The following is a 15,624-nucleotide window of genomic DNA, read 5'->3' on the forward strand; positions in this document are numbered from 1 at the left end:
GGCGCCCGATTCCGGCGCCCTGTGTGTCATCGCGGCTCATCCGCCTATCCGACCTCACGTCCGCGACGCTGTGAGTCGCGGCGGCTATTTCATCCGGCCCAGCCTGGTAGCGCTCGCAGCGGGGCCGACGTGCAAGGAGAAATGATCTTGACCGACAGTAGCGAAAACAATACTTCCGGATCGCCACTCACCCGAGCCGGTCGTTCGCGCCGCGACGTGCTCAAGTTCGGCAGCATCGCGACGCTCGGCGCCGTCCTCGGTGGCGGCGCCCTGCTTGGACACGCCACTCCTGCGCTTGCCCAGACCGGCGGCGACGGCGCACTTGCCCCGAATGACCCGCTCAATATCCTGATCGTCAATTACGACGGCGGCACGTTGCTCGACTTCGCCGGCCCCAGCGAGGTCTTCCATCGGCTACCGAATACGAACGTTCGCTACGCGAGCCTCGATGGCGGCAACGTGACGCTCGAATTCGGCGTCGTGTACGGCAAGACCGAGCGGTTGGCCGATATCGACAAGACAGACGTGCTGCTGGTCCCCGGCGGGTCCGACCTGTCGGCGCCGATGCGTCCCGCGTATCAAGCGCAGATCCGGCGCCTGGCAGAAAGCGCCAGGCACGTGACGTCCGTCTGCAACGGATCGCTCGTGCTGGCCGCAACGGGCATTCTCAACGGCAAGCGAAGCGCCTGCCACTGGGCCTTCGTCAACAAGCTGGCCGAATATGGCGCCATTCCCGTGCCCGACCGCTTCGTCGAAGACGACAACGGCCGGTTCATGAGCGGCGGCGGCGTGACGGCGGGCATCGACTTCGCCCTTCGCGTGGCGGCGAAGCTGCGCGGTCAACAGGCCGCCGAATTCACGCAGCTCGTGATCGAATATGATCCCGCGCCGCCGTTCCACTCCGGCCATCCGAAAGATGCGCGGCCGGAAGTGATCGCGATGGTCGAAAAGAAGCTGCCCGGTGCATCCAGGGGGCTCGCACGCGTCCCAGGCGTTCGTTGAAACGCTGTCAGGCAATGTGAGCCAGTTCATCGACAGACTGCGAGGAACACCGCAATCGACATTGCCTGCTTCATCCTTCAATTTTCGTAGTCCTCTCAATTCAGACCATGATCGGAAATCACTCGATGCAACCGACTCGTATTTTCACTGCCGCTCTTGCAGCCTGCGCCACCTTTTTCGCGTTCGCCGCGCCGGCGACCGCCGGTGGTTCGCAACGCCCGCCCGAAGCGGCCATCAAGGCCGAGAATGCGCGATGGGCGGATGCCTTTGCGCGGGGGGATTACGAGGCGATCGGCCACCTCTACACCCGCGACGGCACGCTCTTGCCGCCCGGAGGCAACAAGGTCACGGGAAGCAGCGCGATCGTCGGTTACTTCAACAAGGGCTATGCCGGGTCAAAGCCCGCCACCGTATCGTTCAGCAATGCCGAGTTCTACGGTAACGACCGGGTCGTGACGGAGGTGTCGGATGTGGAGGTCCACGACCACGATGGAAAGCTCAAATTCCGCGGCAAGCAGACGCTCGTCTTTCTGAAAGAGGGCGGCGCGTGGAAGTTGCATCGTGACATGTGGAACGATTACGGCCCGCTGACGCCGGATGGCCATTGAGCGTCTGGCGAAATGCTTGGCGACCTGCCCGGAGCGCCGCTAGTCCGTTAGAAGGACCTCGGCCAGTCAGCGCGCAGATCGGCCGGTTGACGATGGTCGATCAGCGCGCGCCGTTCGATCGGCTCTCGCGTCGAATCGCTTGCGGCGGGTGTCCATGCAGTTTGAGGAAGGCCCGCCGCATCCGTTCCGGGTCGGTGAACCCGACAGCCAGCGCAATCTGTTCGATCGGTTCGCTGCCCCCCTGCAGGCGCAGCCGCGCCGCTTCGACGCGCAAGCGCTCGACCGCCTTCGCAGGTGTTTCTCCGGTTTCCCGACGAAATGCGCGCCCGAACTGTCGCAAACTCAAACTTGCGGCCTCGGCGAGCCGTTCGACAGGCAACGCTTCCGTCAGATGTTCCCGCGCGAAATTCAGCGCGATGCGGATGCGATCCGATTCCGGCTCCATCTGCGACATCGCCGAGAATTGGGACTGACCGCCTGGCCGACGATACGGAACCACCAAAAGCCGGGAGACAGCGCGCGCGACCTCCGCGCCCATATCTCGTTCAATCATGCCGAGCGCCAGGTCGATTCCGGATGCGATGCCCGCCGACGTCCAGATGCGGCCCTCCTCGAGATAGATGCTGTCGCCCTCGACCCTGGTGCGGGGAAAGCGCGACTGCAATTGGGCAGCGTATCGCCAGTGCGTCGTCGCTCTCAAGCCGTCCAGCAAGCCCGTTTCCGCAAGCAGAAACGCCCCCGTACACACGCTTGCCACCCGCGAGGCCCTGGCGCCCAGTTTTCTGGCTGCGGCGATGTTCTCCGGCGTCTGCATCGGATCGATGTCACCGCCCACGAAAATGACGGTGTCGAACGTGCGCCTTCCGATCGGCTTCGTGTCGACCGACAAGCCCGTATTGCCCGGAACCGGGCCGCCGGACGGCGAGATGACGTGGAGATCATAGGGCGCGTGGCCTGCCGCCGTGCCGACCTGGTTGAAAGCCGACAGTGGCCCGCCCAGATCGAGCGCATCGTAGCCACGGCAAACGAAGAACCCGATTCGATGCATGATGACGTCGTTGACTGAAAATCCCGTAAAGTCGCATTTTACGAGGAACCCTCAAATGGCGCCATTCAGCCGTAAATGAGGGAAAAACGTCGTTTACGTCGTGATCGATTGTCCGTATGGCCGCTGAGATCCGACGCAGGAAACGATATATAGCAGCCATTTTTCTACCGATGAGTGGCACGCCTGCCCGTCAGCCTTTTGCCTCAGTCCTTCACCACCGTGGATGAATCGGTGGATATACGGAATCAATCGGGATAGCGCTAAAGAGCATCGTCTTTCAAGACATCGACCACTGAGTGAGCTCGGAGGTCCGGCTGATGCTCTGTTCGTGCGCCTCGCCTTCTCGTTGTCGCGCGGTATGCGCGATGGCGTCGCCGACCGCATCGAGCTCGCACGCGCCGCGCGGCCATTCGTCGACATCGCGAACCTCGCGCGCCGCGCGCGGCTCGATCGGCATGACCCGCAGGTGCTCGCGCGCGCGAACGGACTTCGCTCACTCGCGGTCGGCAGCCGACGCGCGGCGAACTGGCTGGCCGTCGCCGCGGTCCCTGATCGGGATCTTTTGCGCGGTAAGGAACGCGACGACGCGGTGCCGGCGCCACCGCAAGCATCCGAAGGCACAGAGATTGTGACAGACTATCGCGCGATGGGATTCACGCTCGGCCGGCATCCGCGGGCGCTGCAACGCGATCGCCCATGCGAATGCGAACTCGCTAGTAGCCGATAGTGAAGCGCGCTCGCTCGTGAGCAGGTTTCTCCAGCTCGTCGACCAGCGCAACCGCATAGTCCTCGTAGGAGATCCAGCTTTTGCCTTGCTCGTCCACGATGAGGTCATCGCCGCCAAGGCGGAACTTGCCCGTGCGCACGCCCGGATCGATCTGCATCGGCGGACTGAAATAAGTCCAGTTGATACCCGACGCTCTCAACGCCGCAAAAGCCTTGACATGGGAGGTCGCAATTGGAACCGCCTTCTCGGGCCAGTGACCGGATTGCAGTACCGTCACACCTGGCGAAAACCACAGCGAGCCGCATCCGCCTGCCATGAGGAGGCGGGGAACGCCAGCCTTGCGTACAGCGGCAATCGCCCGCTCGATCACGTGGGCCAGTTGATCCGTGTAACTCACGTCGCTGAAGAAACGTGCGTCTTCCTTCGGAGGTCCGAAGGCGCTGACGACTGCATCGGCCTCGACGATGATCTCCGCAATTCGATCGGCGCTGCTCAGATCGTCGCGTACGGTATGGATGCTGTTGGGAAGCTTCTCCGGAGTACGCGCGACTGCGGTGACTTGATGACCCCGACTGATCAGTTCGCTGAGGACCGTGCGGCCAACCTGGCCGGTGGCGGCAAGAACGACGACTTTCATATTCAATGTCCCTTAAGGATTCGCACTTCTGTTGGTTGAACGGCCGGGCGATTCACGACGCCTGTGGTGCCGTGGACCTCGACGTCACTCCGTATGCCCCGCCGTTTCCAGCACGGGGTAATCGACATAACCTGCTGCACCGCCGCCATAGAAAGTTGCACGGTCATAGCGGTTGAGCGGCGCGCCACGCCTGAGGCGCTCAGGCAGGTCCGGATTTGAGATGAACTGCCTGCCGAATGCCACCGCGTCGGCTTGCCCCGAACGGATGGCCTCGTCCGCCGACTCCGCGGTGAATCCGCCGGCGAGGATCAGGGTCTTCGGCCAGAAGGGACGAAGCTGGCTGACTGACTGGGGGGTATCGATCTCCAGTCCGGCGCTCGTACTACGCGCCTCGATCAAACTGACGTAAGCGATACCGAGTTTGCTCAAGCGCGTGAGTACGTGCCCATAAAGCCCGATTGGATCGGAATCGCCCACGTCGTTGAAGGTACCGAACGGTGACAAGCGAACGCCAACGCGATCGGCGCCCCAGATCTCGATCAACGCTTGCGTGATCTCGACGAGCAGCCGGGCCCGGTTCTCAACCGAACCTCCGTAAATATCGGTGCGCTTGTTAGAGCTGTCGTCCAGAAACTGCTGCAACAGGAGGCCGTTCGCGCCGTGAATTTCCACACCGTCGAAACCGGCTGCCATGGCTTCGCGCGCGCCTTCGCGCCAGGCGTCGATGATCCCGGGAATTTCGTCCAGCTCAAGTGCACGCGGTATCTCGTAAGGCACCGACTTCCATTCCGGGGTCAGCGCGGTTAGACCAGAGATCGCGATCGCCGATGGTGCAACAGGAAGTTCGCCGTTCGGTTGGAAGCTCGAATGTGACGCCCGCCCGGTATGCAACAGCTGCAGAAAGATGATGCCTCCCTTGGCATGTACTGCATCGGTCACTTTCCGCCAGCCAGCCACCTGTTCCGTGGAATGAATACCGGGGGTTGCAGGGTAACCCTGTCCATTGGGCGTGACTTGCGTGGCTTCGGCAATGATGAGGCCGCTTTCGGAAGCACGTTGGCCGTAGTACTCGGGGGCGAGCTGATTCGGAACATTTCCGGCGCCGGCGCGCATGCGTGTGAGCGGAGGCATCACGACACGGTGGGCCAGCTCGTAGCGTCCGACTTTAAGCGGCGTGAAGAGTGATAACAGGGACATTAGAAGGTCCTTTGCACGTGGCTGCGGCAACGTGTAGCGAAAACATGACTATCTCTGATAGGCGAATAAGTGGCGCCATCACGGTGCAATTGGGTGAGTTAGCCGTCGCCGAATCAGTTATATGGTTAGTATTGCTAATATAATTGCCGTGAAGTGAATGAGAAAAACCCTACTCATATGGGACATCAAACGTAGCGGCGTAGCCCCTTTGAGAAGCGGTGATAGCCTCCCGGAAACTGAAAGCGAAGGAAGCCCGCACAGTTCCCGACGCCAGACCCGCCGGCGCGATAGGCGCGCCATCGCCTATCGCTGCGTCCGGAAGCTTGCCTTACTGCTGGACTCCCCAACGAACTCCTGTCCGGGAACGTTTGGTTGCCCGGCCTGTGCTCCCGTGCTGACCGGTGTTTCGAGCGGCACAGGCCAGGAGCCGAATCGCGGCCGGATCCTATCCGGCCCCGCGCATTCGGCGACCGCCGGCGCGCTCAACCGGTGCCGACTCGCAGGTCGTGAAGAACTCGACGAGACCAGTCGCAACGGCGGCGGGATTCCTGCCCGGCAAGTCGTGGCCCGCTCGCGGGATCGACACCGTGTCGATTTCTGGAATCCACTGCTGCATTAGATCGGCGCCCTCAAGGAATACCGGCAATGTATCGCTGCCGCGCATTGACAGCACCGGGTGTCGAATATCTTTCAGGCATTCCGTTGTGATATCCCAGCGAAGCATGGCACCGAGTTCGACCTGAAAGTACGTGTCGATATCGGATATCGCGCGATCGAACGCACCTTCAGGCAGTGCGACGTCGGTGAATCGCCGGTAGTCCTGTCCATACGCTCCTGCCAAGACCATGTCCGCCGCCGCAGCTTTGTCTCCTGAGTCGTAGACCTCGCGGACAGTTGTCGTCCATTCCGCGAACTGCTCCCCGGACGGTACCAATGACCCGAGCGGCGGCTCCAGCAATGCCAGCGTCCGCACTCTGCTCGGAGCATCGATCGCCATCTGCAATGCGATGCCTGCGCCAAAGGAATGCCCTGCCACGTGCGCCGACGCAATGCCCAAGTGATCCAATAAGTCGACGCAGTCACCAGACCACCCCTGCATCGTCATGCCCGCCACAGCCCGTGAGCTGCCGGCGTAGCCGCGGCGCCGGTAATGGACGATCTGGAAATTCTCCGCGATTCCAGCCTGCTCGATCACTGGCACGAACCCATCCGACAGAATCGCTCCGTGGATAAATACCACTGGTGCCCCGGACCCGCGGACATCGTATTCGACGTCCGCGCCGTTCAGTTTTACTCGTTCCATTCGCGGCGCTCCAGTCATTTTCCCAGAGCTTGTGCGATGAGAAGGGTGTCGGCGGTCTGCTGCGGGCGCACGACTTTTCCATCTCGAACCGACCAGAAATGAGCGAATCGGGATTGCACCCTTCGGCCCTTCTTCGAAAGGGCGAAATAGTGTCCGAGAACGATCACGTGATCGCCCGACTCGAAGAACTCGTCCCCTTTCGCGTAGAACTCGTCGAAATCGGCCATGAATGGGAAGAAACCATTGACCGTCTCATCAAGTCCGCGATAGACGCCCCCGTTGGGGAATCCTTCAGTGATGTCCCACTCGGCGTCATCCGCCAGGAGCGATTTGAAGGTATTCACGTCTCCCATGGCGCTGTACAACTTCCGGATGAGAGCAATCTGCGACGTATCCGACATACGAACCTTCCTTAGGTTGATGTTGATGGCCCACGCGAGCCTTAGGTTGACCCCAGCCGTTTGCGCTGGCCGGAGCACTCCGACACAAGCAAAATCACAAGCTCGCTAAACGAGCTCCCCCAACGCCGTGACCTCGTACCCTCGCAATTCGCCTTCTCCCGAGCGAATCTTTTCAACCCAGTGCGGATCAGAAATCAACGCACGCCCGACCGCGACCAGATCGAACTCGCCCCGATCCATCCGCTTGATGAGCGCATCCAGCCCCACGCTGGTAGATTTTTCTCCACCAAATGAGCTCATAAATTCGCCGGAAAGCCCAACCGACCCGACGCTGATCGTGGCGGCCCCGGTCAACTTCTTTGCCCAGCCGGCGAAGTTAAGCCCCTCGTCCCCGTCGACTTCGGGAAACTCCGGCTCCCAGAAGCGCCGTTGCGAGCAATGCAGTACATCCGCGCCGGCGGCCACGAGCGGTTCCAGCCACTGCGCCATTTCCTCTGGTGTGCGTGCCAGACGCGCTGAGTAGTCCTGCTGTTTCCACTGGCTCAATCGAATAACGATCGGAAAACCAGGGCCCACTGCCGCTCGGACAGCCGCAATGATTTCCGCCGCAAACCGCGCCCGCTCGCCAATGCCTGGTCCGCCGTATGCGTCCGTCCGAAGGTTGGTGCCCGCCCAGAAAAACTGATCGATCAGATAGCCATGCGCGCCGTGCAGTTCGACCGTGTCGAAACCGAGCCGTTTGGCGTCGCTGGCTGCCCTGGCGAAAGCGGTGATGGTGTCGGCAATGTCGGCATCGCTCATTGCTACGCCGCGCTGGACCTCGGGCGCATCGAAGCCAGAGGGACTTTCCACCGGCACGTTCGGCGTCCATTCGGTCTGAAAACCCTTCACCGCGCCCGTGTGCCACAACTGGGGCCCCATCTTGCCGCCAGCGTCATGCACCGAGTCGATCACACCTTGCCAACCGGCTAACGCCGCTTCGCCATGGAACGAAGGAACATCGGGGTCGTTGCGGGACGCGGGCCGGTCGACTACGGTGCCTTCGGAAATGATCAAGCCGACACCGCCTTCGGCACGGCGCCGGTAGTAAGCGGCATTCGCTGGCCCCGGCACACCGTGCGGGGCGAAGGAGCGGGTCATGGGAGCCATGACGATCCGGTTCGGTAGCGTAAGCGAACCGACCGAGAAGGGCCGAAACAGGATTTCTGGAGATGCGTGCATGAGTTGAGCCGTCCGGTGATGAAACCAGGCCCGATGGTATACTTTGGAAACTTAGTGTCAATAACGCACTTTTCTTCCACTAGGGATATTCGAGGTAACCATGTCCGCTGAGCCTGAACGTTTTCCGGCCGCTTGTCCGACACGCCTTCTGTTCGACCAGATATCCGACAAGTGGTCGATGATGGTCCTCACGGTGCTGGATAGCGGGCCGTTGCGTTTCAACGCGATCAAGCGGCATCTGGAGGGCGTTAGCCAGAAAGCACTGACGCAATGTCTGCGCCGGCTCGAGCGAAACGGACTTGTTTCCCGGACGGTGATACCCGTTTCGCCGGTGGCGGTCGAATACGAGATCACGCCTTTGGGGCGTGCGCTGCAACGGCCCCTCAAGGCGCTCCATGACTGGATGCTCGAACATCTCGGCGAATTCGATACCGCACGCGAAGCGTTCGATGCACGCATGGCGTCGCAGCCGCAAGATTGACGGCAAACGCGCCCAAACCCGTGCTCCGCAGGGTATTGAAAGATTTCCTGCGGCCTATGTTGCCGCTGGCTGAGCGTGCGGGGAAGGTGGCCACGCCGACATGGCGATATCAATCATGCGATCGAGCGCGTCGGCGCTTGCGCCGGCCTGCGGCAAATTCACAATTGAATGCAAGACCCCGAGGTAAAGCCACGCAAGTGCGTCAACGCGCGTGTCGTTCGGCAACTCGCCATTCGTGATCCCATCGCGCAGGACGCCTGCAAGCATCTCGTACTGGAGCTCCGCACTTGCTCGCGCAGCCGCCTTTCCGTCCGCTGTGAGATCCACCATTTCGGCGCAGCTTCGCGATATCAGGCAACCCACTGGACGTTCCCGGTCGGGGAGCGCAGGCAAGTAGGCCCGCAGGATCCCTTCGAGACGCCCCCGCGCCGTATCTGCTTCTACACCGTTCATCCGACTGAGCACTCGCTTTGTGTACGCTGCGAGCGCCTCCCGGAAGAGACCGTCCTTGTCACCAAATCTTTGGTAGAGGCTGGAGCGGGATAGGCCGGTCGCCTCGGTAAGGTCATTAATTGATGCCGCTGCATAGCCGTGGCGCCAAAAGACCTTCATGGCCGCATCGATTACGGCCGCTTCGTCAAATTGCGGCTTTCCGCTCATGGAATCCTCAGGAACAGCTTGACAAGCTGGAACGATAGTTCCAACATTCTTGTACCGTTCATTCCATGATACATCAAGGGACTCGTCATGACCGTCGGTTCACCCGCCATGTCTCAACGACCACGTATCGCAATCGCCGGCGCCACTGGCCGCGTCGGTTCGTCGCTGATCAGCCTTCTTGCCTCAGAGTCGGTCGACGTCGTCGCTTTGACCGTAAGCGCTCTTTGATTGACGCCATTGCACGGCGAGGCTGATTCACCGAGGCTACGTGTCCATGTTCAATGAGCGTGGACAGGTGTGCATGAACGAGCAACGCGGAGGTTTGCAGAGCTGATTGGTGGTCGATCGCAAGCGAGACGGACGGCGTAAGTACGACGAGGATGCGAAGCGCGAATTGATACAGGCGTGTCTGAAGCCCGGGGTGTCGATCGCGCGGACGGCCATGGAGCACGACGTCAATCCAAACCTCGTTCGGACGTGGATTTCCAAGTATCAGCGCGAACAAGCCGCGGGCGAGATAGTCAGCTCCGTGACGGAGCCGTCACGAGAGGCTCGCGTCGAACTGCCGGCGGCTTGCGTGCCTGAGGAATCAGCCTTTATGCAGGTCGTCACCTCCGCGGTTGCTCCCACTCCGACTAAATTGGCTGCGGCATTCTCACTGAATGTGCACCTGCCAAACGGCGTTTCCTTAGAATTGGGCCCGGCGAACTTCGATGAACTGACGGCCGTTGTGCAAATGCTCGGGAGGCTGCCATGTTCCGGTTCGACGAAGGGCTGAAGGTTTATCTGCATCGCGATCCAGTCGACTTCCGCATGGGCATCAACGGACTGTCGATCCTGGTCGAACAGGCGATGCGCCTGAACCCGATGACCTCGGCGCTGTTCGTCTTCGGCAACCGCCGGCGCGATCGAATCAAGATTCTCGGCTGGGGCGGCAACGGCTTCTGGTTGCTGCTCAAGCGACTCGAAGCCGATCGCTTCATCTGGCCGAACGGAGGCGACACAATCACGCTCAGCGCCGAGCAATTGCACTGGCTGCTCGACGGCATCGACCTGGCCGTGATCCAGAAGCATCCCCAGCGATATTACGCGCGGATGAGCTGAACACCGCGCGGGTGACATGGTCTAATCGGCCATGCCGAACAGCCCCGTCATGCCGAGTGTTGAGGAATACCAGGCACTGCTCGCCGAACGCGATGCGCTGCGCGGTGAGCTTCGACTCGTGACGGCCCAGCGCGATCTGGCCGAAGAGAAGCTGCGGGCCTACAAGCACGAACTGTTCGGTGCATCGAGCGAGGCGCGCCATGCCGACCAGCTCGGCCTGTTCAACGAAGCAGAGGCATTGGCGGCGACTGCCGACGCGCCCGCGCGTGAAGACGTGCCCGGCACCTCGGTCGCCGCCCACACGCGCGGCAAGCGCGGGCGCAAACCACTCAATCCGAGCCTGCCGCGCGAGGTCGTGCGGCACGAGTTGCCAGAAGCTGAACGATTCTGCGCGCACGACGGCCACGCCCTCGTCGAGATTGGCGTAGAAACGAGCGAACAGCTCGACGTGATTCCCGAGCAAGTGCGCGTCGTTCAGCACCAGCGGGTCAAGTACGCCTGCCCTTGCTGTGATCTCGGCATTAAGGTCACGCCAGCGCCGACGCGCATCATCCCTCGCGGGCTGCTCACGGAATCCGCGCTGGCGTGGATCATCACTGGCAAGTACCAATACGGCATGCCACTGTATCGCCAGGCCACGCTGCTGCGTCGCTTCGGCGGCGACATCTCGTCGAACACGCTGGCCGCTAGCGTGGTGCGAGTGGGGCTTGCTACGCAGCCGGTGATCAACCTGATGCGTGACGCGCTGCTCGAATCCGACCTGATCTACGGCGACGAGACAACGTTCCAGGTGCTGAAGGAACCGGGACGAAGGCCGCAGGCAAAGAGCTACCTGTGGGCGCAGGTCAACGGCTCAGGGCCGCCCGTGCGGATGTTCTCGTACTCGCCGGGACGTGGTGCCCAACATGCGCAGAAGCTCTATGCCGGCGTGCAGCCCGGCACTGTGCTGATGACGGACGGGTACGAACTCTATAACGGCATCGCCCACGATCACCAGCTCGTGCATCTCGGATGCTGGGCGCATGTACGCCGCGGCTTCATCAAGGCCGAGGAGTCGGTGCCGAAAGCGGCACGCTCATCGGATCTGCTGGCGACGCGCTTCGTTAAGCTGATCGGCAAGCTGTTCACGGCCGAGGCGCGAAGCGCGAAGTGGACGCCTGAACGCCGGCAGCGATTGCGTACCCGATACAGCGCCCGAGCGCTCTCCCTCGTCGAATGCATGATGGTCGAGCATCTGCCCGCCGTCGTGCCGTCGAGTCTGCTCGGCAAGGCGCTGCAATACATGAGCGGGCAATGGCCCAAGCTGGTCCGCTACATCGAGAACGGCAACTGGCCACTCTCGAACAACCTGTGTGAAAACGCGATCAGACCGTTCGTCGTCGGCCGCAAAGGCTGGCTGTTCTCCGACACTGTCGCCGGCGCGCAGGCCAGCGCCAATCTGTACTCCCTCGTCGAGACGTGCAAGGCGAACGGCATCGAACCGTATCGCTACCTCGTCTGGCTGTTCACGAAGCTGCCTCTCGCTGCAACCGCCGACGACTACGCGGCCCTCATGCCATGGAGCATGCCTGCCACTCCCAACCTCTGATGGGTGTCGTTAAAAGACCGCATACCTTTGACCCGCACACCCGATGCACTTGATTTGCCACCGGGAATGAACGCAGCCGGAGTGGACTTCAGTGAACCGCGTACGCTCGTCGATGCGCTTCGAGGTACGGAGCGCCTGTTCGTCTCACATGGCACATCATTGCAGCAGGTGGCAAACGAAGTCGCGCTGATTGATGCCGCTGTCGCTTCGGGGGTTCGTCACATCGTCAAGCTCTCGTCCTTTGGGCCTCCGACCCGCTTGAACCCGATGGCGTGGCATATGCAAATCGAGGAGCATCTGGCCAGACAAGCCGTGGCCTCGACAACACTGCGACCATCCACATTTATGGACGTTCTCAAACGGTCTGCTGCTGCTATCGCTTCAGATTCGTGGGCTGGTGCTGCCGGTAATGGACGGGTCAATTTCATCGATACGCGCGACGTTGCGAGAGTGGCACGCATTGCTTTGCTTGAGCACGTCGAACCCGAGTCCCAGCGGGTTTATCACCTCACGGGTCCGCGTGCCATGACGATGCATGAAATTGCGGACGAACTTTCACAGCTGCTAGGTCGTAATGTCATTTACGGGGAGCGGACACTCGAGCAGCAGCGAGAGGTTCTACTGGCGGAAGGGCTGCCCGCATACGTCGCGGATTTGCTTGTAGGTCTAGACCAGGCGTTCCGCGACTCCGCAATGAGTGAAACAACCACGACTGTCCAGGAGGTGACGGGGAAAGCTCCTTTGCCCCTGACCCAGTGGCTTGCCGAAAACATCTCCATTTTCAAGAAGTAGATTTGCCTCACACGTGCTCTGTCTGAATGTCAATTGGCGACAGGGGCACGGCGAAAGTGTCGGGGGTTCACTCGACGCTAGAGGCTGACTTCTGCTACGGCACTATCGTGCCTGCAAGTATAGATATAGCGTCTGGTGCAGCCACCGCCGAACATCACTCGGAGTTAAATAATGTCTCTCATGAAGGCTCTCATTCTTGGTGTAAGCATCACCTTCGCTGCGGCAATCGTTCATGCGGACGAACCCACGCAAATCGAAAAGAACAAGGCGACCGTCGTCACCTTCTATAACGAGGCGCTGAACGACAAAGACGCGGAAGCGGCGATCGCCTTGATGGGTCCAACCTACACGCAGCACAATGCCCATATCCCGGATGGCAAGGAAGGATTCCGTCAATTCATGGCTGCTTTTAAGCAAAGGTACCCACAGTCACATAGCCGCATCGTGCGCGTATTCGCCGACGGTGATTATGTGATCTTGCACGTCCATTTAGTAAGAGAGCCAGGTACGCGAGGAGAGGCCGTAATGGACATTTTCCGTTTGGATCAAGGCAAGATCGTAGAACACTGGGACGTTCTGCAGCCCATTCCTGAAAATATTCCTCACTCGAACACTATGTTCTGATCCAGAAGAATAAACATTCAGATCTGTTCAGTCCGGCAGTTACGCCGATGGATTCTCGGCCTGGCGCGCTTCCACGACGACATCCGACCGCCTGGCATCCGGATGAGTGATCGGTACGGAGAGGACCACAACGTATTGCGCGGCAAGCGTGTCAGGCAAGTGCTCGTAGTCTCGCACAAGCCGCTGAAAGCGGTTCAGCCAGCAACAGCCGCGCGGTAGATACACCAGGTAGCGCACGGCCAGTGGCTATCGACCACGTGAAAGGTCGGGGTACGCACCGCGACGCTCTCTCTATGCCATAGGACAAATCGGTAGAACGGCAGTAAGTGCTATATATCGTGACTTCTTCAGCAGCACCCTCATCTTCCCTGCTAAGGAGTCGAGTCATGCTCTACGCTGCGCGTGACACCAACCCGTTCCATCAGCCACTTTCCCCCCTGGGCTGCCTCAAACATGCACGGTACAGAATTGAAGGTGACCTCGCTGTCGTATTCGTTTCTCGACGCAGTGCTGGCTTTGCTCTATTCGGCGTTCGAGCAAGACCCTACGCTTGGCTGGTGCCTGTTCGCCGACAGTCCGGGATTCGACGAGCGGCGAGCAAACTATCTCGGGTGCTACCTGAAGTATCACTACGATGCTCGCATGCCGGCCTTGGGCGCCTGGCGCAATGGCGACCTGGTGGCGGTCAGCTATTTTGCGCCAGCCTCCTGCCGCGAATCGCCCCGCATGCTTGCAGCGCTGGGGCGCGACATCGCGATCGGTTGCGGCGCGCCGTCGTTGAGCAGAATCGATCTGCTTCGCGAGACTGCGCCCGCAAATTCTCCGGACACCGATTGCAGCCGGATTGAATTCATCGGTGTAGCCCCGGGCCGGCAAGGCGAAGGAATCGGATCGGCGCTTCTGCGTGCGACGTTGTCACATCTTCGAGACATCGACCCGTCGGGGAAAATGTCGTTGGAAACGGGAGAACCGCGCAACATCCCGTTCTATGAACGTCACGGGTTTTCGGTCAAGGCGCGCATGGAATATGCCGGACTGACGCAGTACAGGTTGGAGACCGTCTAGCCACCGACATCTGCCGGGCCACGATGGTCGTCAGGCCCACCCTACTCCGTATTCACCTTCCGCCACTGCATCGGCGACATCTCGTACCGTCCTCGAAACGCCCGACTGAACGCTGCTTCCGACGAATACCCAACCCGACCAGCGATATCCGAAATCGGCGCGCGGCTGTACCGCAACAACTCCGCCGCCCGATCGAGGCGCCAGGTCGTGAGGTAGCTCAACGGCGCCTGCCCCACGACACGCTGGAACCGGTCCGCAAAAGCCGACCGCGACAGATTCGACAACTCGGCGAGATCACTCACGCTCCACGCACGCCCCGGGTCGGCATGAATGGCCGACATCGCCGGATTGATCCGGCTGTCGATCGCACCGGACAGCCACCCGTGCCCCGCCGAGCCCTCTGTCGCCCAGGTGCGCAGCAACTGGACGAAGATGACATCCAGCAATCGGGAGATCATCGCGGCGGCGCCCGCACGCGGACTCAACGCCTCGTCGAGGATGAAATGGCAGCTCAGCTCCAGCCATTCGAACGGCCGCTCCCGCAACCCTTTCAGCACCAGCACCGGCGGCAGCACGGACAGCAACCGTTGCGACAGCACGCCGTCGAATCCGAAGTCGCCGCACAGCCAGGTGGTGTCGCCGCTCCCGATCGTCAGGCGCTCGCGATCGTAGTACTGTGGCGCGAGATCCGTGACGAGACTCGCGGAGCGGCCCGGCCGGTCGGAGATGACATGGCCGTGGCCATGCATCAGCATGACCAGGTCTCCCTGCGATGCGTGATAGCGCTCGTCGAGCCCCTCCACTTCGATCGCCACGCTGCCGCTACGGATGATGTGCAGACGATACTTGCCGGCAGGAAAGCGCAATCCGAAAGGCGCCGATGCCGCGCACGTGAAGACCGTATTGCCGCGGATGCGGATCAGCTCCAGCACGTCGGAAAAGGCATCCCGCTTGAAGGCGAACGGATCTGCGTCATCGTCCAGCGCCGTCGGCGTTTGAGCAAAGAATTCCGGCTTTTTGGCCATGTCGCGTATTCGGATGGTCTTTATGATGGACACATCATTCACGCTGAACGACGCCGGTGTCAAAGACTATTCTCAACGTGCGTGGCACACGGCAATCGCGTAGTACCTTTTGTTTCGATGCTGGCAAGCATGGGGCAAACG

17 protein-coding genes and 1 pseudogene are annotated in these 15,624 nt (G+C 60.9%); 10 read left to right on the top strand and 8 right to left on the bottom strand.

Going from position 1 to position 15,624, the window contains the following annotated elements:
- The first annotated feature begins 147 nt into the window (after positions 1-147).
- Together CFB50_RS33370 and CFB50_RS33375 are read left to right on the top strand one after the other, a co-directional pair.
- Entirely contained in the window at positions 148-1,002 is an 855-nt protein-coding gene (locus CFB50_RS33370) for a DJ-1/PfpI family protein (RefSeq protein WP_089449042.1), read from the top strand.
- Between the two features lie 125 nt (positions 1,003-1,127).
- The gene (locus tag CFB50_RS33375; RefSeq protein ID WP_089448754.1) at positions 1,128-1,610 is read left to right on the top strand and encodes a YybH family protein; all 483 of its coding nucleotides are present in this window, start codon (positions 1,128-1,130) and stop codon (positions 1,608-1,610) included.
- Positions 1,611-1,710: 100 nt separating this feature from the next.
- Here the strand turns inward: CFB50_RS33375 and CFB50_RS33380 are convergent, their stop codons facing one another.
- On the bottom strand, positions 1,711-2,658 hold the full coding sequence (locus CFB50_RS33380; protein ID WP_089448755.1) for a GlxA family transcriptional regulator: 948 nt from the start codon (positions 2,656-2,658) through the stop codon (positions 1,711-1,713).
- A 325-nt stretch (positions 2,659-2,983) separates the two neighbouring features.
- On the opposite strand from CFB50_RS33380, the pseudogene CFB50_RS33385 reads away from it, so the two are divergent.
- Positions 2,984-3,352, top strand: a pseudogene (locus tag CFB50_RS33385) (helix-hairpin-helix domain-containing protein); the annotation flags it as partial.
- A gap of 19 nt (positions 3,353-3,371) precedes the next feature.
- On the opposite strand, the gene CFB50_RS33390 reads toward CFB50_RS33385, so the two are convergent.
- The 5 genes from CFB50_RS33390 to CFB50_RS33410 all read right to left on the bottom strand — a co-directional run bounded on the left by CFB50_RS33390 (position 3,372) and on the right by CFB50_RS33410 (position 8,144).
- Entirely contained in the window at positions 3,372-4,022 is a 651-nt protein-coding gene (locus tag CFB50_RS33390; RefSeq protein ID WP_089448756.1) for an NAD(P)-dependent oxidoreductase, read from the bottom strand.
- Positions 4,023-4,106: 84 nt separating this feature from the next.
- Positions 4,107-5,219, bottom strand: a complete 1,113-nt coding sequence (locus tag CFB50_RS33395) for an alkene reductase (RefSeq protein WP_089448757.1) — start codon at positions 5,217-5,219, stop codon at positions 4,107-4,109.
- A 445-nt stretch (positions 5,220-5,664) separates the two neighbouring features.
- Positions 5,665-6,522, bottom strand: a complete 858-nt coding sequence (locus tag CFB50_RS33400) for an alpha/beta fold hydrolase (RefSeq protein WP_179254264.1) — start codon at positions 6,520-6,522, stop codon at positions 5,665-5,667.
- 14 nt (positions 6,523-6,536) lie between these two features.
- Positions 6,537-6,923, bottom strand: coding sequence for a nuclear transport factor 2 family protein (locus CFB50_RS33405; RefSeq protein ID WP_089448759.1), 387 nt, complete (start codon positions 6,921-6,923; stop codon positions 6,537-6,539).
- Positions 6,924-7,028: 105 nt separating this feature from the next.
- Entirely contained in the window at positions 7,029-8,144 is a 1,116-nt protein-coding gene (locus CFB50_RS33410) for an NADH:flavin oxidoreductase (protein WP_089448760.1), read from the bottom strand.
- A 100-nt stretch (positions 8,145-8,244) separates the two neighbouring features.
- On the opposite strand from CFB50_RS33410, the gene CFB50_RS33415 reads away from it, so the two are divergent.
- Positions 8,245-8,625 (top strand): winged helix-turn-helix transcriptional regulator, encoded by a 381-nt coding sequence (locus CFB50_RS33415; protein ID WP_089448761.1) that lies wholly within the window; start codon positions 8,245-8,247, stop codon positions 8,623-8,625.
- Positions 8,626-8,679: 54 nt separating this feature from the next.
- Here the strand turns inward: CFB50_RS33415 and CFB50_RS33420 are convergent, their stop codons facing one another.
- The gene (locus CFB50_RS33420) at positions 8,680-9,285 is read right to left on the bottom strand and encodes a TetR/AcrR family transcriptional regulator (protein WP_089448762.1); all 606 of its coding nucleotides are present in this window, start codon (positions 9,283-9,285) and stop codon (positions 8,680-8,682) included.
- A gap of 337 nt (positions 9,286-9,622) precedes the next feature.
- Between CFB50_RS33420 and tnpA the strand changes: the two genes are divergently transcribed.
- The 6 genes from tnpA to CFB50_RS33450 all read left to right on the top strand — a co-directional run bounded on the left by tnpA (position 9,623) and on the right by CFB50_RS33450 (position 14,458).
- Complete coding sequence (gene tnpA, locus CFB50_RS33425; RefSeq protein WP_306427292.1) at positions 9,623-10,063, top strand: IS66-like element accessory protein TnpA; 441 nt, start codon at positions 9,623-9,625, stop codon at positions 10,061-10,063.
- Positions 10,039-10,389, top strand: a complete 351-nt coding sequence (gene tnpB, locus CFB50_RS33430) for an IS66 family insertion sequence element accessory protein TnpB (protein ID WP_027810102.1) — start codon at positions 10,039-10,041, stop codon at positions 10,387-10,389. Before tnpA ends, tnpB begins: the two co-directional genes overlap by 25 nt.
- Positions 10,390-10,420: 31 nt before the next feature.
- A complete protein-coding gene (gene tnpC / locus CFB50_RS33435) occupies positions 10,421-11,977 on the top strand; it encodes an IS66 family transposase (RefSeq protein ID WP_089444703.1) in 1,557 nt (518 codons plus the stop codon).
- Between the two features lie 27 nt (positions 11,978-12,004).
- Positions 12,005-12,769, top strand: a complete 765-nt coding sequence (locus CFB50_RS33440) for an NmrA family NAD(P)-binding protein (RefSeq protein ID WP_256979383.1) — start codon at positions 12,005-12,007, stop codon at positions 12,767-12,769.
- A gap of 180 nt (positions 12,770-12,949) precedes the next feature.
- Positions 12,950-13,393, top strand: coding sequence for a nuclear transport factor 2 family protein (locus CFB50_RS33445; protein WP_373452993.1), 444 nt, complete (start codon positions 12,950-12,952; stop codon positions 13,391-13,393).
- A gap of 474 nt (positions 13,394-13,867) precedes the next feature.
- Positions 13,868-14,458 carry a GNAT family N-acetyltransferase gene (locus tag CFB50_RS33450; protein ID WP_179254265.1) on the top strand — a complete coding sequence of 197 codons (591 nt, stop codon included), beginning with the start codon at positions 13,868-13,870 and terminating at the stop codon, positions 14,456-14,458.
- Positions 14,459-14,499: 41 nt separating this feature from the next.
- Here CFB50_RS33450 and CFB50_RS33455 read toward each other — a convergent pair whose 3' ends face one another.
- The gene (locus tag CFB50_RS33455) at positions 14,500-15,483 is read right to left on the bottom strand and encodes an AraC family transcriptional regulator (RefSeq protein WP_089448766.1); all 984 of its coding nucleotides are present in this window, start codon (positions 15,481-15,483) and stop codon (positions 14,500-14,502) included.
- Positions 15,484-15,624 lie beyond the last annotated feature (141 nt).

Origin of the sequence: Burkholderia sp. AU33423 (assembly GCF_002223135.1) — a bacterium.
Taxonomy (GTDB): domain Bacteria; phylum Pseudomonadota; class Gammaproteobacteria; order Burkholderiales; family Burkholderiaceae; genus Burkholderia; species Burkholderia lata_D.